Consider the following 26,855-nt stretch of genomic DNA (forward strand, 5'->3'; position numbering starts at 1 on the left):
CTTAGGATGAAGGCCAGATTTGGCCTTGGGAGTAAGTTAAAAAGGGCGCGCTGTCGGCGGCGAGCCATAGCGGGCCGTCGAGATCGACATATTCCGCGGCGGTGGCGACCGGCAGCGCGGCTTCCATCGCCAGTGAGGATCCGAGCATGCAGCCGACCATCACACGCACGCCCTGCTGCCGCGCCGTTTCCACCATCGCCAGCGCTTCGGTAACACCGCCGCACTTATCCAGCTTGATATTGATCATCTCGTAGCGATCGGCCAGCCGAGCGATATCCGCGCGCGTGTGGCAGCTCTCGTCGGCGCACAGGGGAATGGCGTGCGGGAAATCAGCCAGCGCCTGGTCCTGCCCGGCGGGCAGCGGCTGCTCGACCATAGCGATGCCATAACGGGTGAGCGCCGCCAGCAGGTCGGGCAGATTCAGGTCGAACCAGGCTTCGTTGGCGTCAACGATCAGCGTGGCTTCGGGCGCGGCGGCGCGAATAGCGGCGACCTTCGCCAGGATAGCGTCACGGTTGAGTTTGATTTTGAGCAGCTGCGCGCCGCGCGAGACGGCATCGGCGGCGGCGGTGGCCATGTTGCTCTCGGTGTCGAGGCTCAGGGTTTCCGCGACAATGAGTGAAGCCGGCGCGCGCTGGTCGCAGGCTTGCCACAGCGTCTGCCTGGTTTGGGCGGCCTCCAGCCGCCACAGCGCACAATCCAGCGCGTTACGCGCCGCGCCAGCGGCCAGCGCCTGCTGCAGATCGTGCCGACTCAGTCCGCTTTCTACGTCGCGTCGCAGGCTTTCCAACTGCGCGACGACGCTCTCGGCGCTTTCACCGTAGCGCGGCGTCGGCGTGCATTCGCTGCGGCCAATAAAGCCGCGCTGCTCCAGCGTGACCCGCACCACCGTCACGGCGGTGCGGGTGCCGCGCGCAATAGCGAACGGACGCGCCAGCGGCAGCGCGATGACCTCTATCTGCATGCGCCGCATCTTAGCCACGCGCCTGCAGCAGTGCGGCGATGGCATCGATGCCAAACCGCACGGGATCGGTGGCCGGCACGCCAAACTCTGCCTCAAGGCTGGCGCAGTAATCACGCGCTTCCGCGTCGCTGTAATTGGAGGTGTTGATGGCAAAGCCCGCCAGCTGAACGTGGTCGCTGGTGACCGCGGCGGCGTGAAGATTGGCGTCAACGCAGGCGCGCAGGCTGACCATTGGCTGGTGCGGCAGGTGGCGCATGTGAGGACGACCCATTTCGTGGCACATCACCAGCCAATGCGGCTGAGCACCGTGAATCAGCCCCATGCTGACGCCCGCGTAGGAGGGATGGAACAGCGAGCCTTGACCTTCGACGATGTCCCAGTGGTCGGCGTCGTTCGCCGGTGAGAGCGCTTCGGCCGCGCCGGCGATAAAATCCGCGATCACCGCATCGATCGCGATGCCTTCGCCCGCCACCAAAATGCCGGTTTGGCCAGTCGCGCGAAAATCGGCTTTCATATCCCGTGCGCGCATGGCCGCTTCCAGCGCCAGTGAGGTGTACATTTTCCCCACGGAGCAGTCTGTGCCGACAGTAAGTACACGCTTACCTGAGCGTTTTTTGCCGCTGCCCACGGTGAGCGTTGGCCGCATGTGGCGCAAATCAAACAGGGCCACGCCGTGCTGGGCCGCCAGCGCCACCAACTCGGGTTCGTCAATCAGTCGATGGTGCAGTCCGCTGGCCACGTTCATGCCTGCCTGCAGGGCGCTTTTAATGGTATCGAGCCAGTGCGGCGGCAAATAGCCGCCGGCATTCGCGGTGCCAAGCACCAGCGTTTTCGCGCCGCGCTGTTTGGCGCTGGCGATATCCAGCACGTCCAGCCCGAGGCTGACGGTGCAGCCTGGCAGAGCGAGTTCGCCAACGCACTGTTCAGGTCGCCAGACCTGTACGCCGCGCGCCGTTTTTGCCGCCAGCGGATCGGTGACATCGCCAAGGAACAGTAAATAGGGTTGAGGGATCAGCATGATGTTTCTCATTTCAGACGGGTTAAAGGGTCTGAAGCGACTATTTCACGGGGGGAAAACGCTGACGAATGCTTGTTTAGCGGCGGGGTATAACCACAGGCTATAGCCAGATCAAAAGGTGATGACGACGGGCTTTAAAGGCGGTGCGCGCGCGCGCAGACGGCAAAATAGGTGGCGCAGCGATAAGAAATACGTTGGGATTAACGGGGTAAGGAAGAGGGAAACCGCGAGGCGGGACGCAAGGGTGTGCAGGCACACCTGACGCGCGGTTTTGCGACGATCAGTGCAGCGCACCCGGCGGTACGTGCTTGAAGGTTTCGACGTAGGCGCGGAATACGTAGCGGATAAAACGTTTCATGGAGTACCTGACTCAAATATTGTTGAAAAATTGCGCGAAAAGTATAGCGAACGGCGCTTTTTCACGCAATTATTTTTGAACCAGATCACAAAATGGCGGATTGCTGCCGCTGAAGCTTAGCGGAAGAGTGCCAGGTGCTGAATCAGAATGGTCGAGCCGATACAGATCAATACCACGCCGCCCAGCACTTCCGCCCATTTGCCCAGCAGCGGCCCCATGAAGCGGCCGACCATCACGCCGGTGGTCGCCATGACGGTCGTGGCGGCACCAATGGTTAATGCCGTCAGGACAATATTCACCTGCAGAAACGCAAGGCCGACGCCCACGGCCAGCGCGTCGAGGCTGGTGGCCACGGCGGTCAGTGCCAGCACCATAAAACCGTGACGCTGCGGCGCTTCGCACGGCTCCTCGGTGGTTTGACGGAAGCCTTCCATCATCATACGCGCGCCCAGCACGCTCAGCAGACCAAAGGCCACCCAGTGATCCCACGCCATGATATAGCGACTGGCGGCGAGGCCGATTGCCCAGCCAATCAGCGGCGTGATCATCTCAATGGCACCGAAAATCACCCCGGTGCGTAACGCCTCTTTAAAATTCGGACGATGCAAGGTGGCGCCTTTGCCCAGTGCCGCAGCAAAAGCGTCCATTGACATGCCAAAGGCCAAAATCAGCGTTGCGATAAAAGTCATGGGTTTTCAGCCAACGCGGTAAATTTGCGCTTAAATCAGCAAATCTCCGCCTCTGTTGTTCAGTTATGAAAAAGTGGACGCAGTCTAGCATGCAAAATAGTCGAAAAAAAGACAGTAAAATCAGGGATTTAATTATAGCAAAGGCTATAACTCTTTGCTCATGCTGTTTTTGCCGCTAAGTGAATGGAATAGAAGAACATTCTCATGGCTGCGTGCGGCAGGGATTGCACTCGAACGCGCTTTTATGCGCTAATGCCCGCGCCGATGACTGTGGAAGGTAGTGATGAAAAACCCGCTCGAAACCTTGATTATGCCCGCTGGCATTCTGCTGCTGGCGTTTTTGTCCGCGCTGCTGCTGCCCGCCCCCGCGTTTGGCCTGGCGTTATCCAGAAAGCTGATGGACGCCCTGCGCTTACAGGATCTTAATCAGCTCTACACGCTGGTATTTTGCCTGTGGTTTTTACTGCTGGGCACGGTGGAGTTTTTCGTGATTCGTCTGGTATGGCGCCGCTGGTTTAAGGTGTAACCGCGCTGCCGCGTCTTGAGCGCCATCAATGCGATGGCGATACGCGGCAGTGAGATTTTTGCGCACAAAAATGTAACATTAGTTTTACACAAGTGAACGAAACATCACGCAACAGAAAAGCCGCAAAAATCAGCTTTTTCTTAAAAATATATACTTATCAAATACTTAATTTGTGACCAAGCTCACTCTCTGAATCACGCTTCGGCTTTTTCTCTTACAAGCATGCAACAACTGCGTTACCCTAAGCTGCTGAAATAGGGATAAAAAATCCTTATGGCTGCGGCAGCAAACTGATTAATTCTTATGCTGAATCATTTCCGCCTTTAAAAAATAAACAAACGTTTAATTCCGATACGAGAATGTTATATTCAAGTGCATATGCATAACGTGCAGTTAACCGTTATCGTCCCCATGGCTTATCCCTGAGTCTTAACCTTTGAGAGATAGCGCGACGCGCTCATAAAGAAGCGTGGCTATTTCGCCTGCGAACCTGTTGAGCATCAGGGCAACAGAAAGAGGAGATGTCGCCTCATGAGCACTACTGCGGTAAATCTGGCGCTGGCCGCCGCCTCAATGGAGAGCACCCCGCTTCAGGAACGGAAAGAAGTGGATGTGCTGCTGATTGGCGCGGGCGTCATGAGCGCTACGCTCGGCACCTGGCTTCAGGATCTTGAGCCTGACTGGTCGATTGAAATGGTCGAGCGCCTGGGCGAAGTGGCGGTGGAGTCATCCAACGGCTGGAACAATGCCGGCACCGGCCACGCCGCGCTGGCCGAGCTGAACTATACGCCGCAAAAGGCGGATGGCAGCATTGATATCGCCAAAGCCGTGGCGATCAACGAATCCTTCCAGATGTCTCGCCAGTTCTGGGCGTATCACGTTCAGAAAGGCAATCTGCGCCAGCCCAAAACCTTTATCCACAGTACCCCGCACATGAGTTTTGTTTGGGGCGACGATAACGTTGAATTTTTACGTAAACGCTATCAGGCGCTGCAAAAAAGCACCCTGTTCCGCGGCATGCACTACTCCGAAGATCGCGAACGCATTGCCGAGTGGATTCCGCTGGTGATGAAAGGACGCAACCAGAAGCAAAAGGTGGCCGCAACCTGGACCGACATGGGCACCGACGTGAACTTCGGTGAAATCACGCGGCAGTTGATTGACGCGCTTGAGAAAAAACCCAACTTCCGTCTGCGTCTGCGTCAGGAAGTGCGCGACATTAAACGCCTGGCCGACGGACGCTGGCAGGTAAGCCTGAGCCATGTGGCTACGGGCGACCAGCGCGTGCTGGTGACGCGCCAGCTGTTTATTGGCGCGGGTGGCGCGGCGCTGCCGCTGCTGCAAAAAACCGGTATCCCGGAAGTAAAAGGCTACGCCGGTTTCCCGGTGGGCGGATCGTTCCTGGTGACGGAAAACCCGGACGTGGTAAAGCAGCACATGGCAAAAGTCTATGGCAAAGCCAGCGTCGGCGCGCCGCCGATGTCGGTGCCGCATGTCGATACCCGCGTGCTCGACGGCAAGCAAGTGCTGCTGTTTGGCCCGTTCGCCACGTTCTCCACCAAGTTCCTGAAGCAGGGCTCGCTGCTGGATATGTTCGGCGCGATGAACGGCAGTAACCTGCTGCCCATGGTGCAGGTCGGCTTGAAAAGCTTTGATTTAGTGAAGTACCTGATGGATCAGGTGCTGCAAACCGATGAAGATCGGATGGATGCGCTGCGCGCCTATGTGCCGCAGGCCAATCCAGAAGATTGGCGTTTGGTGACCGCCGGTCAGCGCGTGCAAATCATCAAGAATGATGAGAAAGAGGGCGGCGTGCTGCGTCTCGGCACCGAAGTGGTCACGTCGGCTGACGGCTCGGTTTCTGCACTGCTGGGCGCCTCACCGGGCGCGTCAACGGCCCCGCCGATCATGCTGGAGCTGATGGCAAAAGCGTTCCCGGAGCAGATGCGTTCGCCAGAATGGCAGACCAAAATTCGCAGCGTGATCCCGTCCTGGGGCCGCAAGCTGAACGGCGATGTTGCGCTGACCGAGAAAGTGCTGGCGGAAACCAGCCGCGTATTGCAGCTCGATTACGCGCCAGCGGAAACGCCGATGGCGGCCAACGACGAGGCCCGCGTCACCGCACAGGTGGTGGGCAAGTAATCCTCCGAGCCCCAATTCGCATCCAGGCCGCGCAAGCGGCCTTTTTATTGGCTCAGCGAAACTGCAACGCCTCATACAGCATCCAGCCGGTGGTCGCCACCAGCGATAGCGCCATCAATGTGTTAAATGCCTGACGCTTCCACGCCACCAGCAGATGCGTGCGCAGCCGATCGCCCAGCGCCGCCCACAGCAAAATGCACGGCAGATTAAGCAACGCATACCCCACCAGCACCGCTACCACGCCGCTGCTGTTCACGTACATCAGCGCCACGTTGGTCACCATAAGCCAGGCTTTGGGATTCACCGCCTGAAAGCCGATGCCGCCCAGCAGCGTCATCGGACGAGGACGCTCACGACGCTGCGGTGCGTCAGCACGAAAGATTTTCCACGACAGCCATAAAAGATAGCTGCATCCCACCACCGTCAGCGGTAGACGCGTTGAGGCCATCCAGCGCAGCAGCACATCCAGCGCCACACTCGCCAGCAGCAGTTGCAGCGCACAGCCAAGCAGAATGCCGAATACCATCGGCAACGTGCGCCTGAAACCAAAATTGACGCCCGACGTCGCCAGCAGCAAATTGTTTGGGCCAGGCGTAATGGACATCACCGTGACATAGCTAAAAAAAGTGGGATCGAGCATGGCGTGTTTCCAGCAAGGGAAGAAGAACCTCATGCTAATCCCGATGCGGCAATGGCAACAGAGACACAAAAGCACTATTGTTATGGGTACAAATTCAGTAATTCTAAATTGTACCCATTGCGCGTGGAGGCTTTTGTGTCCTTACCGTTCTCGTCTGAACAGACGCTGTACCAGCAGCTGGCCGATAGCTTTGCCGAGTCCATTCATCAAGGGACGCTGAAGCCGGGCAAACGCCTACCGGCTATCCGCCGCGTAGCGCAGTCGCATCAGGTGAGCGTGAATACGGTGCTCAACGCCTGGCAGCTGCTGGAGGATCGCGGCCTAATTGAGGCACGACCGCAGTCGGGCTATTACGTGCGCGGCGTGCTGCCCGCTGTCACCCGCAGCGTGAAGCCGCTGCCCGCCGACATCCACGATCCCAGCGCGCAGAAGCTGGCGCTGATTGAGCAGGTGTTTGCCGCCCAAAATAATCCGGATTACACCAACATCTCGCTGGCCTGTCCGCAAGACAGCGAGCTGTTTCCCTCGGCGCGCTTAGCGCGTATTACCGCCTCACTTTTACGACGCGAACCGGGAATGGTTGGCCGCTATGCGCTTCCGCCGGGTAGTGAGCGCTTACGGGAGGAGATTGCACGCCGGGCGCTGCTCGCGGGCCTGACGCTCACACCGCAGGCGATCACCCTCACCCACGGCTGCATGGAGGCGCTGCAGCTGGCGCTGCGGGCAGTGACGCAGCCCGGCGACTGCGTGGGGCTCGAGTCGCCGACCTACTTCTTTCTGTTTCCGCTGTTGGCCTCGCTGGGCCTGAAAGCGCTGGAAATCCCCACCGATCCGCAGCAGGGTCTGTCGCTGGACGCGCTGGAGATGCTGATCCAGGAGAAGCGCATTCAGGCGCTGGTCGCGATGCCGGGTGCGCAGAATCCATTGGGCTACGTGATGCCGTTGGCGCGAAAAAAACGCCTGGCAGAGTTAGTGAATACTTACCAAATTCCGCTTATCGAAGATGGCCTGTACGATGAATTGCAGTTTGACTGGCCGCTGTCGCCGCCGGTGAAAGCCTTTGATCGCGACGGCTGGGTGATTTACTGCACCAGCTTTACCAAAACCGTGGCGCCCGATTTTCGCGTGGGCTGGACCGCAGCCGGGCGCTTCCACGCGGCGATTGCCCGCTTGAAAGCGGTCTCGTCAATGACGGAGTCGCGTCTGCTGAGTGAAACGCTGGCGGAATTTCTTGCCAGCGGCGGCTATGACCACCACCTGCGTTCGCTGCGTCGTCGCTATGCGGCCAATCTGGATGCGGCGCGCGGTCTCCTGGCGCGCCACTTCCCGCAGGGCACACGCGCTACCCTGCCGCGCGGCGGCTTTGTGTTTTGGGTGGAATTACCGGGTGATATCGACACGGTGGCGCTGTTTGATCGCCTGCTACAGGAGCAGATTTGCGTGACGCCGGGTGCGCTCTATACGCTTAGCGATCGCTATCGCCACGCGCTGCGCCTCTCCTGCTGCTATCCGTTTGACGAACGCTATACGTGGGCGTTGAAACGCACCGGCGCGCTGGCCTGTGAAATGACAGGCCTGGCACCGGGACAGGATCAGGGCTTACCGTTACGGCCCCAAGTGGTGTAACCCTCACGCTCGGTGAGGCGCTCATAGTAAGTGCTCACAGCCGGGAAGTGCGGATGGTCGAGCGGCGTTTCAAACCAGCGGTTCACGGCGAGGCCCACGGGAATATCCGCCAGGGAAAAATTGCGTCCGGCGACGTAGCGCCCGGTTTTTTGCAGGTGCTGATCCAGCAAGTTCATGGTGTGCGTCCAGCCTTTCACCGCAGCGGCCAGCAGGCGCGGGTCTTGATGCGCAGGCGAATTGCGCACCAGCGACATAAACGCGTAGCGCCAGGAAGTGTTGAGCTCGGTGGCCTGCCAGTCCATCCACTGATCCACGGGTGCGCGGGCGCGGGGATTTTGCGGATAGAGCCACTCGCCGCCGTTGCTGTTGGCCAGATAACGCAGAATGGCGTTGGACTCCCACATCACAAAGTCATCTTCAATAATGACGGGGATCAGTGCATTGGGATTGAGCGCTAAAAAAGCGGGCGAGTGCAGCGATTGCGGGTCTTCGCCCCACTTGTCGTCCAGCTCGTAGGCCAGATCCAGCTCTGCGCAGAGCCACAGCACTTTGCGCACGTTAATTGATGAGGTACGGCCTAACACTTTTAACATAACAGGCTCCGGTGCCAGAATTGTTAATCTATTCATAGCCCTGTTGCTGCGCTTTCGCAATCAACAGGATGTAAAACCGCATGTCCGATAATCGCAATCAGCAAGGAGAGACAATGAAAGTGGCATTTAAGCAGGTGGATGTGTTCAGCGCGCTGCCGTTTAACGGCAACCCACTGGCGGTGATCATGGACGCGCAGGGATTGAGCGATGAAGAGCTGGCGGCGATTGCTCGCTGGACCCATTTATCCGAGACCACCTTTGTGCTGCCGCCGCAGGATGCCGCCGCCGACTATCGCGTGCGTATCTTCACCGTGACGGGCGAACTGCCTTTTGCCGGGCATCCCACGCTGGGCACCGCCCATGCGCTGCTGGAAGCAGGCTGGCCGCTGAAAACACCGGGTAAAATTGTGCAAGAGTGCGGCGTGGGCCTGGTGGACGTGAAGATCGGTGACGATGGCGCGCTGGCCTTTGCCGCGCCGCCCGCCACGTTGACGCCGTTCAGCGATGCACTGATGGGCAATGCATTGAACAGCGACGCTTTCGATCTCACCCAGACACCTACCGTGGTGGATATGGGTATTCGCTGGTTGCTGATCCCCATGAGCAGCGCACAGGCGGTGTTGGATGTGCAGGCCCACGTCGCCGATTTACAGCGGTTGCACCAGCATGCGGGCGTGGATGGCACCGCACTGTTTGGCCCGCTACCCGCCGGAGAAACGGAACAGTTTGAAGTGCGCGCGCTGCTGGTGGAGAACGGCAGCCTGACCGAAGATCCGGTGACAGGTAGCGCCAATGCCTGCCTGGCACGCTACTTCGCCGCGCAGGGCCAGACGCACGACTATCGTGCGCGCCAGGGCACGGTCCTTCAACGCGCCGGTCGCATTACGGTCCAGTTCCGCGACGAGGGCATTTGGATTGGCGGGCAGGCGGTCACGGTGATTGACGGCACAATACAGTGTTAAAGCGCGTGAGCGAGGCGGCCGGTCACGCGCTATCTGCGGATTAGAGCGCTTGTCCGCCCGAGGCTTCAATGCGCTGAGCGGTGATCCAGCTGGTTTCGTCGCTGAGGATGGCGGCGATGGCATCCCCGATGTCCTCCGGCAGGCCCACGCGGCCCAGCGCCGTGACAGAGGCAATTTGCGCGTTGAGATCGCGCGTATCGCGCACGCGGCCACCGCCAAAGTCGGTTTCAATCGCGCCGGGTGCCAGGATATTCACGCGGATGCGACGCTCGCCCCACTCTTTTGCCTGGTAGCGCGTCAGCACTTCCATCGCGCCTTTCATGGCGGCATAGGTGCCTGAACCGGGCAGCGTCATGCGCGTTAATCCGCTGGAGATGTTCAGCACCCGTCCACCCTCCACCAGCAGCGGCAGCAGCTTTTGCGTCAGGAAGAACGGTCCTTTGACGTGCACCTGCATTAGCGCGTCAAACTCCGCTTCAGTGGTTTCAGCCAGCGGGCGATAGTGGCCGTGTCCGGCATTGTTCACTAAATAATCAAACCCGCTGCGCTGCCAGGTTTCCAGCGCAGCTTTTACCTGCGCGACAAAGCCGTCGAACTGCTGGCTGTCGCCCACATCCAGCGGCAGCGCGACGGCGCGCGCACCGAGGGCCTCAATCTCTTTGACCACCGCCTGCGCCTCTTCCGCATGCTGACGATAGGTAAAAAGGATATCAGTCCCTTTGGCAGCCAGTTTCAGCGCGCCGCTCTTGCCCAAACCGCGATTTCCGCCGGTAATTAACGCAATTTTTTGATTCATGGGATCTCCTGCTGGAAAATTGAACGCACGTTAAGGATATTCATGAATAATTGATCTATAAACGCAGAGAAATACGCAGCACTGTTTCAATAACAACAACAATCGGTGAGCAATATGGATAAAATTCACGCAATGCAGGTGTTTGTGCGGGTGGCAGAGATGGGCAGTTTTACCCGCGCAGCCGAGAGTTTAGGCCTACCGAAAGGCAGCGTATCGCGCCAGCTGCAGGCGCTGGAAAATCAGATGGGTACGCGGCTCCTGCATCGCACCACGCGTCGCGTCCACCTCACCCAGGATGGGCTGGTGTATTACGACCGCTGCCTGGATCTGCTGTCGATGCTGGATGATATGGACAGCTTATTTCAGCACGATCCCGCTACCTTGAGCGGCAAGCTGCGTGTGGATATGTCTGTGGCGATGGCCACCAGCTTTGTGCTGCCTCGCCTGCCTGAATTTTTGCAGCATTATCCCGGCGTTGAGATTGAGCTGAGCAGCAGCGATCGTCAGGTGGACGTCATCCGCGAAGGCTTTGACTGCGTGGTGCGCGTGGGTGAGTTAAAGGATTCGGGGTTGATTGCCCGCCGCATCGGCACCTACGCGCTGATTAACTGCGCCAGCCCAAGCTATCTGGCCCGCTTTGGGATGCCGGTGCGCCTGGAAGAGTTATCGCAGCATGCCATGGTGCATTACGCCCAGCAGCTCGGTCAGCCTTCGCCCGGTTTTGAATATTACGACGGCAAACAGACGCACCACGTGCAGACCGGCGGCGTGGTCACGGTCAACAGTACCGAAACCTACCGGGCGGCCTGCGTCGCCGGGCTGGGTATTATTCAGGTCCCCGCCATTGGCGTGCAGCCGCTGCTGGAATCTGGCCAGCTGGTGGAAGTGATGCACCATTTTCCCGCCCGACCAATGCCCATTACGCTGCTTTACCCGCATCGTCGTAACGTGGCGCGTCGCGTGCGCGTCTTTATGGAGTGGCTGAGTCAGGTCTTGCAGGAGTACGTGACGTAACGGTCTATAATTTGATTTTTGCAGTGAACAGGATGCCTATCGTCTATGACGGACAAACACTCCCCGGATGCAGCGGCTGATGCCAAGCCGCTCATCGACATTAAAACCGGCAATAAAACCGTGGACGGATCGATCCGCAAGGTGTCGCGGTTTGCCGCGTGGTTCCAGGCGATCCCTGCGGTGGCACATTTCATTCGCGCGCTGGATCGCTTTAACGATCGCCTCGGCAGTCAATTTGGTGCGGCGATCACCTATTTTTCCTTTTTATCCTTGATCCCCATTTTGATGGTCTCGTTTGCCGCCGTGGGATTTGTACTGGCCTCGGATCAGGATCTGTTAAGTGAGTTGATCACGCGGATCGTCAACAGTATCAGCGATCCTACGCTGGCCAACACGTTAAAAAGCACGGTCAACACCGCCATTCAGCAGCGCGCGACCGTGGGGCTGACCGGGCTCTTGCTGGCGCTGTATTCCGGTATCAACTGGATGGGTAATCTGCGCGAAGCCGTGCGCGCGCAGTCGCGCGATGTGTGGGAGCGTAAACCGGACGACAAAGAAAAGCTGTGGAAAAAGTATCTGCGCGATCTGATTTCGCTGCTTGGCCTGATGCTGGCGCTGGTGATTACCCTGTCGCTGACCTCCATCGCGGGGGCGGCGCAGGCGGCGATCGTTGATGCGCTGGGTTTGGCGGATGTGACGTGGCTGCGGCCAGTGATGACGGTGATTGCGTTGTCGATTTCCATCATCGCTAACTATCTGCTGTTCCTGTGGATTTTCTGGATTCTGCCGCGCCACAAGCCGCGCAAAAAAGCGCTACTGCGCGGCACGCTGCTGGCGGCCATCGGCTTTGAAGTGATTAAGTTCGTGATGACGCTGACGCTGCCGAAGCTGGCCTCTTCGCCTTCGGGCGCCGCGTTTGGCTCGGTGCTGGGACTGATGGCGTTCTTTTATCTCTTCGCGCGCTTAACGCTATTCTGCGCCGCGTGGATCGCCACGGCGAAGTACAAGGACGATCCTGAGATGTCTTCACCGCGTGGCACATCCTGACGCCCGCTGTTACATTTGTCATAACAGTTGAAAATGTTTCCTTCTGGCGATTATTTCCACAATATTCAGCAGGAAACGCTGTAGGGTCACTTTAATTTGGCCCTTTTGCAGCGAATCTCGCCAGAAAACCGCCGCTTCCCGCTGCCATTCGCCACGGAAGCGCGCATCACAGACATTATCCTCTTTTTTCCCGGCAAAGCCTGTTCTGACGCGGCTTTTCGCCATTGAATGGCGCAAAACAGGTGCGTAAGATTCTTTGTTTACATTTACAATTAAGAAATAATTATGCAAGCCTCCATCACTGATCCATCTGCTTCAAATCCGGCCGACGCGCCGGTAAATTCGCGCAGCAAAGTTGTCGTGGCGTCGCTGGTCGGCACCGCCATTGAGTTCTTTGATTTCTATATCTACGCCACCGCGGCGGTGATCGTTTTCCCCCATATTTTCTTCCCGCAGGGCGATGCCACCGTGGCGACGCTGCAGTCGCTGGCGACCTTTGCCATTGCCTTTGTGGCGCGTCCGATTGGCTCGGCGGTGTTCGGCCACTTTGGTGACCGCGTGGGCCGTAAGGCGACGCTGGTTGCCTCGCTGCTGACCATGGGGGTATCGACCGTACTGATCGGCCTGCTGCCCGGTTATGAGACGATTGGGGTCGCGGCGCCGCTGCTGCTGGCGCTGGCGCGCTTTGGTCAGGGTCTGGGATTGGGCGGCGAATGGGGCGGCGCGGCGCTGCTGGCCACCGAGAATGCCCCGGCGAAAAAGCGGGCGCTCTACGGATCTTTCCCGCAGCTGGGCGCGCCGATTGGCTTCTTCTTTGCCAACGGGACGTTCCTGCTGCTGTCGTGGCTGCTGAGCGACGAACAGTTTATGCAGTGGGGCTGGCGCGTGCCGTTTATTCTCTCTGCCGTGCTGGTGCTGGTGGGGCTTTACGTGCGCGTGTCGCTGCATGAAAGCCCGGTGTTTGCCAAAGTGCAGAAAGAGAACAAACAGGTGCGCATGCCGATTGGCACGCTGCTGAGCAAGCACCTCACGGCGACCCTCCTCGGCACCTTTATTATGCTGGCGACCTACACGCTGTTCTATATTATGACCGTCTATTCCATGAGTTACGGCACCGCGCCCGCACCGGTTGGGCTGGGCTACTCGCGTAACAGCTTCCTCTGGATGCTGATGGTGGCGGTGATCGGTTTCGGCGTGATGGTGCCGATTGCGGGTCTCCTGGCGGATCGCTATGGTCGCCGCCGCACCATGATCACCATTACGCTGATGATTATCGCCTTTGCGCTGCTGTTCCCAATGCTGCTGGGCTCTGGCTCGCAGATTCTGGTGATGGGCTTCCTGCTGCTGGGCCTGAGCATTATGGGCCTGACGTTTGGCCCGATGGGCGCACTGTTGCCGGAGCTGTTCCCAACCGAAGTGCGTTATACCGGTGCGTCGTTCTCCTATAACCTGTCGTCGATTTTAGGCGCCTCGGTCGCCCCTTATATCGCCACCTGGTTGAATGCGCATTACGGCCTGCAGGCGGTGGGCTTCTATTTGGCCGCGATGGCGCTGTTAACGCTCATTGCGCTGATCGCCTGTAAAGAGACGCGCCACCAGACGCTGTACGAAGCGGTGTGATCGCTTAACCTCAGACAAACCCGGCGTTGGCCGGGTTTTTTATGCCTTGCGCCTGACGCCGACCCACGACACGCATAAAAAAACCCCGGCAGGCCGGGGTTGATACAGTGCTGAAAAACGTGGCGCGTGGGCTTAGCCGGCAACCGCGATGCGTTTCATGTCGGTCATGTAGCCACGCAGCTTGCGGCCCACCGTCTCGATCGGGTGCTGACGAATGGCTTCGTTGACGTCGCGCAGCTGCGCATTGTCTACCTGCGTGCCCTCGATCGCTTTACCCAGATCGCCTGGCTGCAGCGTGGTCATAAACTCTTTCAGCAGCGGTACGGCCGCAAACGAGAACAGGTAGTTGCCGTATTCTGCGGTATCGGAGATAACCACGTTCATTTCATACAGACGCTTACGCGCGATGGTGTTAGCGATCAGCGGCAGCTCGTGCAGGGATTCATAGTACGCTGACTCTTCGATGATGCCGGCATCGACCATGGTTTCGAACGCCAGCTCAACGCCCGCTTTCACCATCGCCACCATCAGTACGCCTTTGTCGTAATACTCTTGCTCTTCAATTTTACCGTCGAACTGCGGAGCGGTTTCGAAGGCCGTTTTGCCGGTCTCTTCGCGCCACGTCAGCAGGTTTTTGTCGTCGTTCGCCCAGTCCGCCATCATGCCGGAAGAGAATTCGCCGGAGATAATGTCATCCATGTGCTTCTGGAACAGCGGCGCCATGATGGTTTTCAGCTGTTCAGACAGCGCATAGGCGCGGATCTTAGCCGGGTTAGACAGGCGATCCATCATCAGCGTGATGCCGCCAAATTTCAGCGATTCGGTAATGGTTTCCCAGCCGAACTGGATTAATTTTTCGGTATAAGCAACGTCGTGCCCTTCTGCCACCAGCTTGTCGAAGCACAACAGCGATCCGGCCTGCAGCATGCCGCACAGAATGGTCTGCTCGCCCATCAGGTCAGATTTCACTTCCGCAACAAACGACGACTCCAGTACGCCCGCGCGATCGCCGCCCGTCGCAGCAGCCCAGGCTTTTGCGATGGCCATGCCTTCGCCTTTAGGATCGTTTTCCGGGTGAACCGCAATCAGCGTTGGCACGCCGAAACCACGCTTGTACTCTTCGCGAACTTCAGTGCCTGGGCACTTCGGTGCCACCATGACCACCGTGATGTCTTTGCGAATGGTTTCGCCCACTTCCACGATGTTGAAACCGTGCGAGTAGCCCAGCGCCGCGCCGTCTTTCATCAGCGGCTGCACTGCCTGCACCACGGCGGAGTGCTGCTTGTCTGGCGTCAGGTTAACCACCAGGTCAGCCTGCGGGATCAGTTCTTCGTAGGTACCCACTTTGAAGCCGTTATCGGTGGCTTTGCGGAATGACGCACGCTTTTCGGCAATGGCTTCAGCACGCAGGGCATAGGCCACGTCCAGGCCGGAATCACGCATGTTGAGACCCTGGTTCAGCCCCTGCGCGCCGCAGCCGACGATCACCACTTTTTTGCCTTTCAGGAAGCTGGCGCCGTCGGCGAACTCATCGCGCGCCATAAAGCGACATTTGCCCAGCTGCGCTAACTGGTTGCGCAGGTTCAGTGTATTGAAGTAATTAGCCATGGGTACTCCGCGTAGAGGATGTGTTTTATTGTCCGGTAACGGCGCGATGTTCAGTGCCGCGAATGACCCCATCATATGACAGGAAATCTGTTGCTTAAATTGATATATTAACAACGTTACATTGCAATAATTGCAATACTATTTCAACGGAGCGCGGCGTGGATTTACGCGATTTAAAACTGTTTTTGCATCTGGCCGAGAGCTGCCACTTTGGCCGCACCGCCAGGGCCATGCACGTCAGCCCTTCCACGCTGTCGCGGCAAATTCAGCGGCTGGAGGACGATGTCGGTCACGCGCTGTTTCTGCGCGACAACCGCACCGTGACGCTGACGGAAGCGGGCGAACGTCTGCGTCAGTTCGCCCAGCACACGCTGTTGCAGTATCAGCAGCTGCGCCATGCGATGGATCTCAACGGGCCGTCGCTGAGCGGTGAGCTGCGGCTGTTCTGTTCGGTGACGGCGGCTTACAGCCACCTGCCGCCGATTCTCGATCGCTTTCGCGCCGAACATCCTCAGGTGGAAATCAAGCTCACCACCGGCGATGCGGCCGATGCCATTGAGATGGTGCAGTCAGGGGAAGCCGATCTGGCGATTGCCGGTCGACCCGAGTCGCTGCCCGCCAGTATTGATTTCACGCCGCTCGGCTTGATTCCGCTGGTGCTGATTGCGCCCGCGCTGCCCTGCCCGGTGCGCAGCCAGTCAACGCAGGCGCAGCCCGACTGGTCGCAGATCCCGTTCATCCTGCCCGATCAGGGACCGGCGCGACGCGCAATCGATCTGTGGTTCCGGCGGCAACGCATCGCCAATCCGCAAATTTATGCCACGGTGTCCGGACATGAGGCGATTGTGTCGATGGTGGCGCTGGGCTGTGGTATTGCGCTGTTACCGGACGTGGTACTGGAAAACAGCCCGGAGCCGGTGCGCAATCGCGTGCTGACGCTGGCGGATGTGGAGGCGGTGGCGCCGCTTGAGCTGGGCGTATGCGTACAAAAAAAGCGGCTCGGTGAGCCGCTGATTCATGCGTTCTGGCATCTGCTGTAGCTTATTACCCGGCGAGGAAAAAGCGAAACGCCGGGTTGTTAGCTTCATCGTGCCATTCGTACCCTAACTCAGTGAGGTGCGTGACGAAATCGGGCTCTTGATCGTTGACTTCAAACGCTGCCAGCACGCGACCATAGTCGGTGCCGTGGCTGCGGTAGTGGAACAGTGAAATGTTCCAGTGCGCACCCAGCGTCTGCAAAAACTTCAGCAGCGCACCCGGCGCCTCTGGAAATTCAAAGCTGAACAGCCGCTCGCGCAGCGGCTTCGATGGCCGACCGCCCACCATGTAGCGCACGTGTAGCTTCGCCATCTCATCATCTGACAAATCCACCACTTGGTAACCGCCGTCGGTGAGCTGACTGATAATTTCACCGCGCTCTTCCAGCCCGCGCGTTAAGCGCACGCCGACGAAGATGCAGGCGTTATCGGCATCCGCATAGCGATAGTTGAACTCAGTGACGGCGCGACCACCCAGCGTTTGGCAGAAGCGCAGGAAACTGCCCTGCTGTTCAGGAATGGTCACGGCCAGCAGCGCTTCACGCTGTTCGCCCAGTTCACAGCGTTCCGAGACGTAGCGCAGACCGTGAAAGTTCACGTTGGCACCGGAAAGCACGTGCGCCAAGCGCTCGCCCTGAATATTGTGCTGCTGGATATATTTTTTCATGCCGGCCAGCGCCAGCGCGCCCGACGGTTCGGCCACGGCCCGGACATCTTCAAACAGATCTTTCATCGCCGCGCAGATGGCGTCGCTGTCGACCGTCACGATGTCATCGATCCAGGCCTGGCAGAGCCGGAAGGTTTCGCTGCCGATGCGCTTCACCGCTACCCCTTCGGCAAACAGCCCAACGCGCGGTAAATCCACCGGCTCCCCCGCCTCCAGCGCGGCTTTCAGGCAGGCGGAATCTTCTGACTCCACCGCGATAACTTTGATTTGCGGCATCAGCTGCTTGATCAGCACCGCGACGCCAGCCGCAAGGCCGCCGCCACCGACCGGCACAAAGATGCGATCGAGATGCGCATCCTGCTGCAACAGCTCCATGGCCAGTGTGCCTTGTCCGGCGATCACCGCCGGATGGTCAAACGGAGGCACAAAGGTGTATCCCCGCTCTGCCGCCAGCGCGATGGCTTTGGCTTTCGCCTCATCGAAGTTGGCGCCAAACAGATAAGCCTCACCGCCAAATGCACGCACTGCATCCACTTTGATATCCGCAGTTGCTACCGGCATCACAATCAGAGATTTGATGCCGAGCTTAGTGGCCGAGAGCGCCACGCCCTGCGCGTGGTTGCCCGCCGACGCGGTAATCACACCGCGTGCCTTTTGCTCTTCGGTCAAGCCCGCGATCATCGCGTAAGCCCCGCGCAGCTTAAAGCTGTGCACGGGCTGACGATCCTCGCGCTTCACCAGTACGGTGTTGCCGAGGCGCGATGAAATTTTCTCCATTTTTTGCAGCGGCGTGACCTGGGCCACTTCGTACACCGGCGCACGCAGCACCGCGCGCAGATACTCTGCGCCGTCGGGCGTTGCAGAAAGCGGTTGAGACTCGGCCATCAGCGATTAGCCTCCCAGCTTGGACTTATCACGCACCGCGCCTTTGTCGGCGCTGGTGGCGAGCGAGGCGTAAGCGCGCAGTGCCAGGGAGACCTGACGCTCGCGCCCGTGTGGCGTGTACGCCGCGTCACCGCGCGCCTGCTCGGCTTCACGACGGGCGTGCAGTTCATTATCCGGTACCGCCAGTTTGATGCCGCGATTCGGGATATCGATCTCAATGAGGTCACCGTCTTGCACCAGCGCAATGGTGCCGCCGCTGGCGGCTTCCGGGGACGCGTGACCAATCGAGAGGCCAGAGGTTCCGCCAGAGAAGCGGCCGTCGGTGATCAGCGCGCAGCTTTTACCCAAGCCCATGGATTTCAGGTAGGTAGTTGGATAGAGCATTTCCTGCATGCCTGGCCCGCCTTTCGGCCCTTCATAGCGGATCACCACCACGTCGCCTGCCACCACTTTACCGCCGAGGATCGCCTCGACCGCGTCGTCCTGGCTTTCGTACACTTTGGCCGGGCCGGTGAAGGTCAGAATCTCTTTGTCCACCCCCGCGGTTTTGACGATGCAGCCATCTTCTGCCAGGTTGCCGTAGAGCACCGCTAATCCGCCGTCTTGAGAGAACGCGTGCTCGCGCGTGCGGATGCAGCCTTCCTGACGATCATCATCCAAGGTGTCCCAGCGGCAATCCTGTGAGAACGCCTGCGTGGTGCGGATCCCTGCGGGTCCGGCGCGGAACATTTTTTTCACCGCCTCGTCCTGCGTCAGCATGATGTCGTATTGATCCAGCGTTTCGCGCAGGCTGAGGCCCAGTACGTTGCGCACGTCATTGTGCAGCAGCCCTGCGCGGTCCAGTTCACCGAGAATACCGATAACGCCGCCCGCACGGTGTACATCCTCCATGTGGTACTTCTGCGTGCTGGGTGCCACTTTGCACAGGTGCGGCACTTGGCGCGACAGGCGATCGATATCAGAAATATTGAAGTCAATTTCGCCTTCCTGCGCCGCCGCCAGCAGGTGCAGCACAGTGTTGGTGGAACCGCCCATGGCGATGTCCAGCGTCATGGCGTTTTCAAACGCGGCTTTGTTGGCGATATTACGCGGCAGCACCCGATCGTCATCCTGCTCGTAATACTGTTTGGTCAGGTTGACGATGCGTTTGCCCGCGTTGATAAAGAGATCTTTGCGGTCAGCGTGGGTCGCCAGCAGCGAGCCATTACCGGGCTGAGACAGGCCCAGCGCCTCAGTGAGGCAGTTCATGGAGTTGGCGGTGAACATCCCGGAACAGGAGCCGCAGGTTGGGCAGGCGGAGCGTTCAATCTGCTCGCTTTCTGCGTCGCTGACATTGGGGTTGGCACCCTGAATCATGGCGTCGACCAGATCCAGCTTGATGATTTTATCGGAAAGCTTGGTCTTGCCCGCTTCCATCGGACCGCCGGACACAAAGATCACCGGAATGTTGAGGCGCAGCGAGGCCATCAGCATGCCGGGGGTGATTTTGTCACAGTTGGAGATGCAGACCATGGCATCGGCGCAGTGCGCGTTGACCATGTACTCCACGGAGTCGGCGATCAGCTCGCGGGAAGGCAGTGAATACAGCATGCCGCCATGGCCCATGGCAATACCGTCATCCACCGCGATGGTGTTGAACTCTTTGGCCACGCCGCCGGCGGCTTCAATCTGCTCAGCGACCAGTTTGCCCAAATCGCGCAGGTGAACGTGTCCCGGTACGAACTGGGTAAACGAGTTGACCACAGCGATGATGGGTTTGCCGAAATCGGCGTCGGTCATTCCGGTGGCGCGCCACAAGGCACGGGCACCCGCCATATTACGGCCGTGGGTGGTGGTGGCGGAACGGTACTTAGGCATGCGCTATTTACTCCAGTGTAAAAATGACGCGGGCGCAGCGGCACCCGCGTAACGATCGTGTTAAGGATTAACCTGATCCAACCAACCGTACTTGTCTTCGGTCTCGCCTGTGAACAGGCCAAAGAAGGCTTTCTGAATGCGTTCGGTTACCGGGCCGCGTTTACCCGCGCCCACTTGAATACCGTCGACGCTGCGTACCGGGGTGATCTCAGCGGCGGTGCCGGACATGAAGATCTCATCCGCCAGATAGAGCGACTCACGTGACAGCACCTGCTCACGGACTTCAATGCCCATGTCTTGCGCCAGCTTGATGATGGCGTCACGCGTGATGCCCGGCAGCGCGGAGGAGGTAAACGGCGGCGTAAACAGAATGCCATCCTTGACTTCGAACAGGTTTTCGCCCGCGCCTTCTGAGATATAGCCTTGCGTATCCAGCGCGATGCCTTCCTGATAGCCGTGGCGGCGAGCTTCGCTGCCAACCAGCAGCGAAGAGAGGTAGTTACCGCCCGCTTTGGCCGCGGTAGGCAAGGTGTTTGGCGCGACGCGGTTCCAGGAAGAAACCATCGCGTCGATGCCGTTTTCCAGCGCATCTGCACCCAGATAGGTGCCCCACGGGAACGCTGCAATGATGACGTCGGTGGTATAACCGTCTGGCGGGTTCACGCCCAAGCCAACGTCGCCGATAAAGGCCAGCGGACGGATATACGCGCTTTTCAGGTTGTTAACGCGAATCACCTCACGGCACGCTTCCATCAGCTCATCAACGCTTGAGGTAATGGGGAAACGGTAGATTTTGGCGGAGTCGTGCAGACGTTGCATGTGTTCACGGTGACGGAAAACGACCGGGCCTTTGTGCGAGTCGTAGCAGCGTACGCCTTCAAATACCGACGTGCCGTAGTGCAGGGCGTGAGACATGACGCTGACTTTTGCCTCTTCCCACTTAACCATCTCTCCGTTGAACCAGATAAAGTCTGCTTTCTTCGTACTCATCGTAACTTCCTTTGGCGTCTATGCGCGTATTTGTTGTGTTGTTTGTTGCTGGATCTCGACGCAGGCGACATCCATAAGTTTGCTTAACTGCGAAGACAGTAAATCGACAGAGCGCTGGCTGGCAACGGTCATTTCGATATTAATATTTTCGGCATTGATCGCCGATGCCATATTCATGGCACACACCTGAAAGCCACGATGGCGCACGACGCGCAAAATGCGCTCCAGGATTTCAGGGCGGAAGCGGGCTTCGATAGTCAACTGATGCTGGTTCATGCGGTTTTCTCCATCATGTTTGCGTTGCTGGCACCCGGCGGCACCAATGGCCAGACGTTTTCATACTCATCAATCGCGACATGCAGGAAGTAAGGGCCTTCACTGTTCAGCAGGGCGTCGATGGCGGCGTCGACCTGATCTTTTCGGCTGATGCGCTGGCCCGGAATATCAAAGGCGCTGGCCAGCGTGAGGAAATCGGGATTGTCTGTGAGGGTGGTTTCGCTATAGCGTCCATCAAAGAACAGCTGTTGCCACTGGCGTACCATGCCGAGCCGCTGATTGTCTAACAGCAGGATTTTCACCGGCAATTTTTTGCGCTTGATGGTGCCCAGCTCCTGGATATTCATCATGATCGATCCGTCACCTGAGACGCAGATAACCGTATCTTCAGGACGGGCAACCTGCGCACCGACCGCGGCAGGCAGACCAAAACCCATGGTGCCCAGGCCGCTGGAGGTGATGAAGTTTTCCGGTGCGGTGAAGCGCATGTGCTGCGCCGTCCACATTTGGTGTTGGCCCACATCGGTGGTCACCACAGCGCTTGCGCCTTTACGGTCAGACACCTGCTTCAGCAGCAGGGGCGCATAAATAGCCTCACCCGGGTGATCGTAGCGCCAGGCGAATTCCGCCTTCATGGCTTTGACTTCTGCACGCCAACCGTCAATCTCCAACGGCATGCTGAGTGCCGGCAGCACCTGATTCAGGCCGCCCTGCAGTGAAACGTGCGCGCGGCGCAGTTTATTGAGTTCCGCGGGATCGATGTCGATGTGGATCACGCTGGCGTGCGGCGCGAAGGTATCCAGTTTGCCGGTGACGCGGTCGTCAAAGCGGGCGCCAACGGCAATCAGCAAATCGCAGGATTGCACCGCCAGGTTAGCCGCTTTGGTGCCGTGCATGCCTAACATGCCAAGATCGAGCTCGCTGTGCGGATCGGCGCTGCCGAGGCCCTTTAGCGTCGACACCGTGGGGATTCCGCTTTCCTGCGCCATGGCACGCAGCGCTGGAACCGCCTGCGCCATGCCAACGCCGCCGCCGATATAAAGTATGGGCTTATGCGATTGCGCCAGCAGCGCACGGGCTTCGGCAATATGCTGCGGGCAGTGGCTCACCCCCTCTTCAACCGGCAACAAATGCGGTGTGAAGTCGGCACTGGCCAGCTGGATATCTTTCGGGATATCCACTAAAACCGGGCCCGGGCGGCCTGATTGCGCAATGGCGAACGCTTCTGCCAGCACCGACGGTAAATCTTCCAGCGACTCCACCAGGAAGCTGTGCTTGGTGCAGGCTAACGACAGACCGAGGACGTCAATCTCCTGGAAGGCATCGGTGCCGATAAACGCGGAAGAAACCTGACCGGTAATCGCGACTACCGGGACAGAATCCATCATCGCGTCGGCTAATCCCGTGATCAAATTCGTTGCGCCCGGGCCGGATGTGGCGATGCAGACCCCGGTTTTTGCCGTGGCGCGGGCATAGCCTATCGCCGCCATCACCGCACCCTGCTCATGCCGACACAGTAGGTGTTCCACGCCGCCATCGTAGAGCGCATCGTACACTGGCATGATCGCGCCACCAGGATAGCCAAACACGATGTCGACGCCCTGCGCGCGTAAAGCCTGAACTACCCACTGTGCACCTGTCATGGTTATTCTCCTGTATTCCTGCTGGAACAACAGAATTTTATGCTACTGCTCATAATCTGTTCCTCGCTGATTCACTAATAGTTAGCCTGGCCGAAAAAAAACCCCCGGACCTTTCGGTGCGGGGGTTTTTGGGATTCGAGGCTTGATTTTTAAGCCTTTCTTTCTCCAAGCGTAGCCCCGCACGGTGGGATAATAATCACCACCACGCTAATCACGACTAGGCTAATCACTTGTAGAAGGGCTTTCATGCGTTGTCTTAATTTTCGATTGTTCGAAGTAATGCCTACAGAGTTACCATAGTTAGGCGGTAATTGACAATAATTTTCATAACGTTTTTTTATGGCTGACGCATGATGCAATGGTTATCGCTTTGTAACTAAAAGGGTATTTCGTGCAGGTGATGATTATTCATTACGTCCGTTATGTAAATATTTTCTCAAAGCTGAGAGTAAGCACTAAAAATCGGCGAAAAAAGATCAAATTGCAGATATTTTCTGGAATCTGGCAGGTAATTTACGAGAGGTACGCTAGCGCCGCGGGGCAGTCTAACCCAGGATAGAGACAACAAGGAGTGTGCATGTCTTTATCCAAAGTATTAACCCGAGCGGCGTTAGGCGTCACTGCCCCGCTGGTGACCGTTGAGGTTCATATTAGCAACGGCCTGCCTGCGCTTACGCTGGTGGGTTTACCTGAAACGACAGTGAAAGAAGCGCGAGAACGGGTGCGAAGCGCCATCATCAACAGCGGGTTTACCTTTCCCGCCAAGCGCGTCACCATCAACTTAGCCCCAGCCGATTTGCCTAAAGAGGGCGGCCGCTATGACCTGCCAATCGCGATTGCGATTCTCGCAGCCTCAGAGCAGCTTCCAGAGGCCAAACTCACGCAATATGAATTCCTGGGCGAACTGGCGCTTAACGGCGCACTCTGTGGCGTTCAGGCCGCGATTCCTGCTGCGATGGCGGCATTGCACGCCGGTCGGCAAATGGTTTTAGCCGAGGAGAATCAACGGGATGTTGGGCTTATTCGCCAGGGTGAAACCTTAACTGGCAAACATCTGGTGGAGATCTGCGCCTTTTTACACAGCACCGCCTCACTGCCCGCCGCGGTATGCGATGCCACGCCCTCTGCTGCGCTTAAGGGCGATATGCGCGATATCATCGGTCAAGAACAGGGACGACGCGCGCTGGAAATCGCCGCCGCTGGTGGACATAACCTACTGCTGATTGGCCCGCCGGGAACGGGAAAGACGATGCTGGCAACGCGGTTGCCCGGCATCATGCCACCGCTGGACGATTGTGAAGCGTTGGAATCCGCCGCTATCGCCAGCCTGGTGAGCAGCGGCGATCTCCATCATCAATGGCGCCAGCGGCCTTTCCGAGCGCCACATCACAGTGCCTCGCTGCATGCGCTTGTGGGCGGCGGCTCGCTTCCTCGACCGGGCGAGATCTCCCTCGCCCACAATGGTGTACTCTTCCTTGATGAACTGCCGGAGTTTGATCGCAAAGTTCTGGATGCGCTGCGCGAACCTATCGAGTCTGGAGAGATTGCGGTTTCGCGTGCACGCGCCAAAGTCACCTACCCCGCGCGCTTTCAACTGGTTGCCGCGATGAACCCCAGTCCTACCGGACATTACCAAGGTAATCATAATCGCTGCAGCCCGCAGCAGGTGCTACGCTACCTGAGCCGTCTTTCTGGCCCTTTTCTTGATCGCTTTGATTTATCGCTGGAGATCCCGTTATTGCCCAGTGGGACTCTCAGCAGGCAGCAGCAGAAAAGTGAGAGCAGCGCAGAGGTATTAGAACGGGTGATGACCGCGCGTCAGCGGCAGCGGATACGGGCTGGAAAAATTAACGCGCATTTGTCGAACGCAGAAATAGCAAAGTGCTGTGCCCTATTACCGCAGGATGCTGAATGGCTTGAGGCAGTTTTGAATACGTTGGGGCTGTCAGTGCGGGCCTGGCAGCGTATCCTTAAGGTCGCAAGAACCATCGCGGACTTAGCAGGGGAAGACGTGCTGAATCGGCAGCATTTGCAGGAAGCGGTGGGTTATCGCAGCATTGATCGCCTGTTGATTCATCTGCATAAAAGCCTGCAATAAAAAACGGGGCTTTAGGCGCCCCGTTTTTTTAATCATCGCTATCGCTGAAATCTTCAACCGTGTCCATCTGCGGTTTGCCGCCGGACAGGGTATGAAAACGTTTTGGACGCTTGATACGCGCGGTGTATTTCGACCAAACGCGCTCGGCTTCCGTTTGCGGCTCGCGCAAGCCGCGGCAAACCTCTAAAAATGAGCGCTCTTCTTCAGTAATTGGCTCACGCTTGGCGAGATCCAGCTCATTAAAGGCGTAACCGTGGCGTTCAAGAAGTTGAGCTTCCTTTATAGTGAAGTCACCGTGACGCGAAAAACCACGTGGGTAATGTTTGTTATCAAAGAAACGATTTGTTGTTGCGAAGCTGTCCGCCATTTTACACGCTCCTGACTCTCATATGGCCGTGCTATTTATGGCGCGGAGTATTAGATAGGCTTGACAGAGTGTAAAACAAAACATTTAAATCATTACGACAAACATTTTTTGGGAGAATGCTGTGGATACGGAATTACTGAAAACTTTTCTCGAAGTGAGCAGAACACGCCATTTCGGGCGCGCGGCTGAAGCGCTGTACCTCACGCAGTCTGCCGTTAGTTTTCGCATTCGCCAGTTGGAGAATCAGCTGGGTGTTCATCTTTTTACGCGTCATCGCAATAATATTCGCCTGACTTCTGCTGGTGAACGCTTGTTGCCCTACGCGGAAAGTTTGATGAATACATGGCTGATGGCAAAAAAGGAAGTGTCTCATACGCAGCAGCATCATGAGCTCTCTATAGGTGCCAGCGCCTCATTATGGGAGGCTTATCTAACCCCTTGGTTGCAAACCCTTTATGAGAATCGCGAGAGTCTTCATCTTGAAGCACGTATTGCACAGCGCCATCTGCTGGTGAAGCAACTGCATGAGCGCCAGCTGGATCTGTTAATTACGACAGAAGCACCGAAGATGGATGAGTTAACCAGCCAGCAGATCGGTCATATATCGCTCGCTTTATTCCGCGCACGTAAAACCGAAAAGCGGGAAAAATACGATTACATCAAATTAGAGTGGGGCGCAGACTTTCATCAGCATGAGAGTTACTTATCCAGCGACGATGTACCGGTATTGACGACCACGTCAGCCCACGTTACGCGGGAATTACTTCACACCACGGGCGCCTGTGCTTTTTTGCCTGATACCTGGCACGGCATTTATAGCGATTTAATGGTTATTCCCGATACGCCTGTGGCCGTGCGTCCTTTATATGCGGTGTGGCTGCAAAATAGCGATCAGCAAGCACACATTCGCCAGCTGCTGAAATATCCGGTTCTGACACAGTGATGTAATAAAGGAGGGAAGAGTTTGAGCGACCGTGAAACTCAAACTCTTTTCACGGCAAATTTCAGGCAAAAAAAATCCTTTGCCGAAGCAAAGGATTATTTTCTGGCAGGGGCGGAGGGACTCGAACCCCCAACACCCGGTTTTGGAGACCGGTGCTCTACCAATTGAACTACGCCCCTAATGAGGGTGGCGGAACGGACGGGGCTCGAACCCGCGACCCCCTGCGTGACAGGCAGGTATTCTAACCAACTGAACTACCGCTCCACCGATTCTGTACTGACGTCAGAAAATCGTTCTGACTTCAGGTGTTTCGCCCTTCCCGCGTCACCGGGAAGGTCACGACCGGGTATAACCGGTCTTAATTTGATGCCTGGCAGTTCCCTACTCTCGCATGGGGAGACCCCACACTACCATCGGCGCTACGGCGTTTCACTTCTGAGTTCGGCATGGGGTCAGGTGGGACCACCGCGCTACAGCCGCCAGGCAAAT

General features: G+C 57.8%; 25 protein-coding genes, 2 tRNA genes and 1 rRNA gene. 10 read left to right on the plus strand and 18 right to left on the minus strand.

All coding sequences use genetic code 11. The annotated features are described in order from the left end of the window. Position 1: 1 nt before the first annotated feature. From dgcA to mntP, 3 genes are all read right to left on the minus strand, one after another. Positions 2-973 carry an N-acetyl-D-Glu racemase DgcA gene (dgcA, locus tag LU196_RS19630; RefSeq protein ID WP_232761159.1) on the minus strand — a complete coding sequence of 324 codons (972 nt, stop codon included), beginning with the start codon at positions 971-973 and terminating at the stop codon, positions 2-4. 1 nt (position 974) lies between these two features. Next, the gene (dgcN, locus tag LU196_RS19635) at positions 975-1,982 is read right to left on the minus strand and encodes an N-acetyltransferase DgcN (protein ID WP_232761160.1); all 1,008 of its coding nucleotides are present in this window, start codon (positions 1,980-1,982) and stop codon (positions 975-977) included. 474 nt (positions 1,983-2,456) lie between these two features. After that, complete coding sequence (gene mntP / locus LU196_RS19640; RefSeq protein WP_232761161.1) at positions 2,457-3,029, minus strand: manganese efflux pump MntP; 573 nt, start codon at positions 3,027-3,029, stop codon at positions 2,457-2,459. Positions 3,030-3,312: 283 nt separating this feature from the next. Between mntP and LU196_RS19645 the strand changes: the two genes are divergently transcribed. Together LU196_RS19645 and mqo are read left to right on the plus strand one after the other, a co-directional pair. Continuing rightward, a complete protein-coding gene (locus tag LU196_RS19645) occupies positions 3,313-3,555 on the plus strand; it encodes a DUF1158 family protein (protein ID WP_232761162.1) in 243 nt (80 codons plus the stop codon). Positions 3,556-4,086: 531 nt separating this feature from the next. Continuing rightward, on the plus strand, positions 4,087-5,697 hold the full coding sequence (gene mqo, locus LU196_RS19650; protein ID WP_232761163.1) for a malate dehydrogenase (quinone): 1,611 nt from the start codon (positions 4,087-4,089) through the stop codon (positions 5,695-5,697). Positions 5,698-5,749: 52 nt separating this feature from the next. Here mqo and LU196_RS19655 read toward each other — a convergent pair whose 3' ends face one another. Then, on the minus strand, positions 5,750-6,337 hold the full coding sequence (locus LU196_RS19655; RefSeq protein ID WP_232761164.1) for a LysE family translocator: 588 nt from the start codon (positions 6,335-6,337) through the stop codon (positions 5,750-5,752). 135 nt (positions 6,338-6,472) lie between these two features. Between LU196_RS19655 and LU196_RS19660 the strand changes: the two genes are divergently transcribed. Beyond that, positions 6,473-7,963, plus strand: coding sequence for a PLP-dependent aminotransferase family protein (locus LU196_RS19660; protein WP_232761165.1), 1,491 nt, complete (start codon positions 6,473-6,475; stop codon positions 7,961-7,963). Here the strand turns inward: LU196_RS19660 and LU196_RS19665 are convergent. Then, entirely contained in the window at positions 7,930-8,556 is a 627-nt protein-coding gene (locus LU196_RS19665) for a glutathione S-transferase family protein (RefSeq protein ID WP_232761166.1), read from the minus strand. The genes LU196_RS19660 and LU196_RS19665 overlap by 34 nt on opposite strands. Before the next feature lie 113 nt (positions 8,557-8,669). Here LU196_RS19665 and LU196_RS19670 point away from each other — a divergent pair, with 113 nt between their 5' ends. After that, positions 8,670-9,518, plus strand: coding sequence for a PhzF family phenazine biosynthesis protein (locus tag LU196_RS19670; protein ID WP_232761167.1), 849 nt, complete (start codon positions 8,670-8,672; stop codon positions 9,516-9,518). Positions 9,519-9,558: 40 nt separating this feature from the next. On the opposite strand, the gene LU196_RS19675 is transcribed toward LU196_RS19670, so the two are convergent. Beyond that, a complete protein-coding gene (locus tag LU196_RS19675; RefSeq protein ID WP_232761168.1) occupies positions 9,559-10,314 on the minus strand; it encodes an SDR family NAD(P)-dependent oxidoreductase in 756 nt (251 codons plus the stop codon). Between the two features lie 114 nt (positions 10,315-10,428). On the opposite strand from LU196_RS19675, the gene LU196_RS19680 reads away from it, so the two are divergent. Both LU196_RS19680 and yhjD read left to right on the plus strand, forming a co-directional pair. Continuing rightward, positions 10,429-11,328, plus strand: a complete 900-nt coding sequence (locus LU196_RS19680; protein ID WP_232761169.1) for a LysR family transcriptional regulator — start codon at positions 10,429-10,431, stop codon at positions 11,326-11,328. A gap of 45 nt (positions 11,329-11,373) precedes the next feature. Then, positions 11,374-12,375, plus strand: a complete 1,002-nt coding sequence (gene yhjD, locus LU196_RS19685; RefSeq protein WP_232761170.1) for an inner membrane protein YhjD — start codon at positions 11,374-11,376, stop codon at positions 12,373-12,375. A gap of 18 nt (positions 12,376-12,393) precedes the next feature. Here the strand turns inward: yhjD and LU196_RS19690 are convergent, their stop codons facing one another. Next, positions 12,394-12,666 (minus strand): hypothetical protein, encoded by a 273-nt coding sequence (locus LU196_RS19690; protein ID WP_232761171.1) that lies wholly within the window; start codon positions 12,664-12,666, stop codon positions 12,394-12,396. Between LU196_RS19690 and LU196_RS19695 the strand changes: the two genes are divergently transcribed. Next, on the plus strand, positions 12,661-13,995 hold the full coding sequence (locus tag LU196_RS19695; RefSeq protein WP_232761172.1) for an MFS transporter: 1,335 nt from the start codon (positions 12,661-12,663) through the stop codon (positions 13,993-13,995). The genes LU196_RS19690 and LU196_RS19695 overlap by 6 nt on opposite strands. A 132-nt stretch (positions 13,996-14,127) precedes the next feature. On the opposite strand, the gene ilvC is transcribed toward LU196_RS19695, so the two are convergent. Beyond that, positions 14,128-15,603 carry a ketol-acid reductoisomerase gene (gene ilvC / locus LU196_RS19700; RefSeq protein ID WP_232761173.1) on the minus strand — a complete coding sequence of 492 codons (1,476 nt, stop codon included), beginning with the start codon at positions 15,601-15,603 and terminating at the stop codon, positions 14,128-14,130. 158 nt (positions 15,604-15,761) lie between these two features. Here ilvC and ilvY point away from each other — a divergent pair, with 158 nt between their 5' ends. After that, on the plus strand, positions 15,762-16,643 hold the full coding sequence (ilvY, locus tag LU196_RS19705) for an HTH-type transcriptional activator IlvY (protein ID WP_232761174.1): 882 nt from the start codon (positions 15,762-15,764) through the stop codon (positions 16,641-16,643). Positions 16,644-16,647: 4 nt separating this feature from the next. On the opposite strand, the gene ilvA is transcribed toward ilvY, so the two are convergent. From ilvA to ilvL, 6 genes are all read right to left on the minus strand, one after another. Further along, a complete protein-coding gene (gene ilvA, locus LU196_RS19710) occupies positions 16,648-18,192 on the minus strand; it encodes a threonine ammonia-lyase, biosynthetic (RefSeq protein WP_232761175.1) in 1,545 nt (514 codons plus the stop codon). Positions 18,193-18,198: 6 nt separating this feature from the next. Continuing rightward, positions 18,199-20,049 carry a dihydroxy-acid dehydratase gene (gene ilvD, locus LU196_RS19715; protein ID WP_232761176.1) on the minus strand — a complete coding sequence of 617 codons (1,851 nt, stop codon included), beginning with the start codon at positions 20,047-20,049 and terminating at the stop codon, positions 18,199-18,201. Positions 20,050-20,109: 60 nt separating this feature from the next. Continuing rightward, the gene (locus LU196_RS19720; protein ID WP_232761177.1) at positions 20,110-21,039 is read right to left on the minus strand and encodes a branched-chain amino acid transaminase; all 930 of its coding nucleotides are present in this window, start codon (positions 21,037-21,039) and stop codon (positions 20,110-20,112) included. 18 nt (positions 21,040-21,057) lie between these two features. Beyond that, the gene (ilvM, locus tag LU196_RS19725; RefSeq protein WP_232761178.1) at positions 21,058-21,315 is read right to left on the minus strand and encodes an acetolactate synthase 2 small subunit; all 258 of its coding nucleotides are present in this window, start codon (positions 21,313-21,315) and stop codon (positions 21,058-21,060) included. Further along, complete coding sequence (gene ilvG, locus LU196_RS19730; protein ID WP_232761179.1) at positions 21,312-22,958, minus strand: acetolactate synthase 2 catalytic subunit; 1,647 nt, start codon at positions 22,956-22,958, stop codon at positions 21,312-21,314. Before ilvG ends, ilvM begins: the two co-directional genes overlap by 4 nt. A 149-nt stretch (positions 22,959-23,107) precedes the next feature. Continuing rightward, positions 23,108-23,206, minus strand: a complete 99-nt coding sequence (gene ilvL, locus LU196_RS19735) for an ilv operon leader peptide (RefSeq protein WP_071783595.1) — start codon at positions 23,204-23,206, stop codon at positions 23,108-23,110. Positions 23,207-23,535: 329 nt separating this feature from the next. Here ilvL and LU196_RS19740 point away from each other — a divergent pair, with 329 nt between their 5' ends. Next, positions 23,536-25,056, plus strand: a complete 1,521-nt coding sequence (locus tag LU196_RS19740) for a YifB family Mg chelatase-like AAA ATPase (protein WP_232761180.1) — start codon at positions 23,536-23,538, stop codon at positions 25,054-25,056. A gap of 28 nt (positions 25,057-25,084) precedes the next feature. Here LU196_RS19740 and LU196_RS19745 read toward each other — a convergent pair whose 3' ends face one another. Continuing rightward, positions 25,085-25,423, minus strand: coding sequence for a DUF413 domain-containing protein (locus LU196_RS19745; protein WP_008106616.1), 339 nt, complete (start codon positions 25,421-25,423; stop codon positions 25,085-25,087). A 121-nt stretch (positions 25,424-25,544) separates the two neighbouring features. Here LU196_RS19745 and hdfR point away from each other — a divergent pair, with 121 nt between their 5' ends. After that, positions 25,545-26,366 carry an HTH-type transcriptional regulator HdfR gene (gene hdfR, locus LU196_RS19750; RefSeq protein ID WP_232761181.1) on the plus strand — a complete coding sequence of 274 codons (822 nt, stop codon included), beginning with the start codon at positions 25,545-25,547 and terminating at the stop codon, positions 26,364-26,366. 103 nt (positions 26,367-26,469) lie between these two features. Here the strand turns inward: hdfR and LU196_RS19755 are convergent. From LU196_RS19755 to rrf, 3 genes are all read right to left on the minus strand, one after another. Continuing rightward, a tRNA-Trp gene (locus tag LU196_RS19755) sits at positions 26,470-26,545 on the minus strand. Positions 26,546-26,553: 8 nt separating this feature from the next. Beyond that, positions 26,554-26,630: transfer RNA gene (locus LU196_RS19760), tRNA-Asp, on the minus strand. Between the two features lie 104 nt (positions 26,631-26,734). Continuing rightward, positions 26,735-26,850, minus strand: a 5S ribosomal RNA gene (gene rrf / locus LU196_RS19765). Positions 26,851-26,855 lie beyond the last annotated feature (5 nt).

This window comes from Pantoea sp. Mb-10, assembly GCF_021272205.1.
Taxonomy (GTDB): Bacteria; Pseudomonadota; Gammaproteobacteria; order Enterobacterales; family Enterobacteriaceae; genus Pantoea.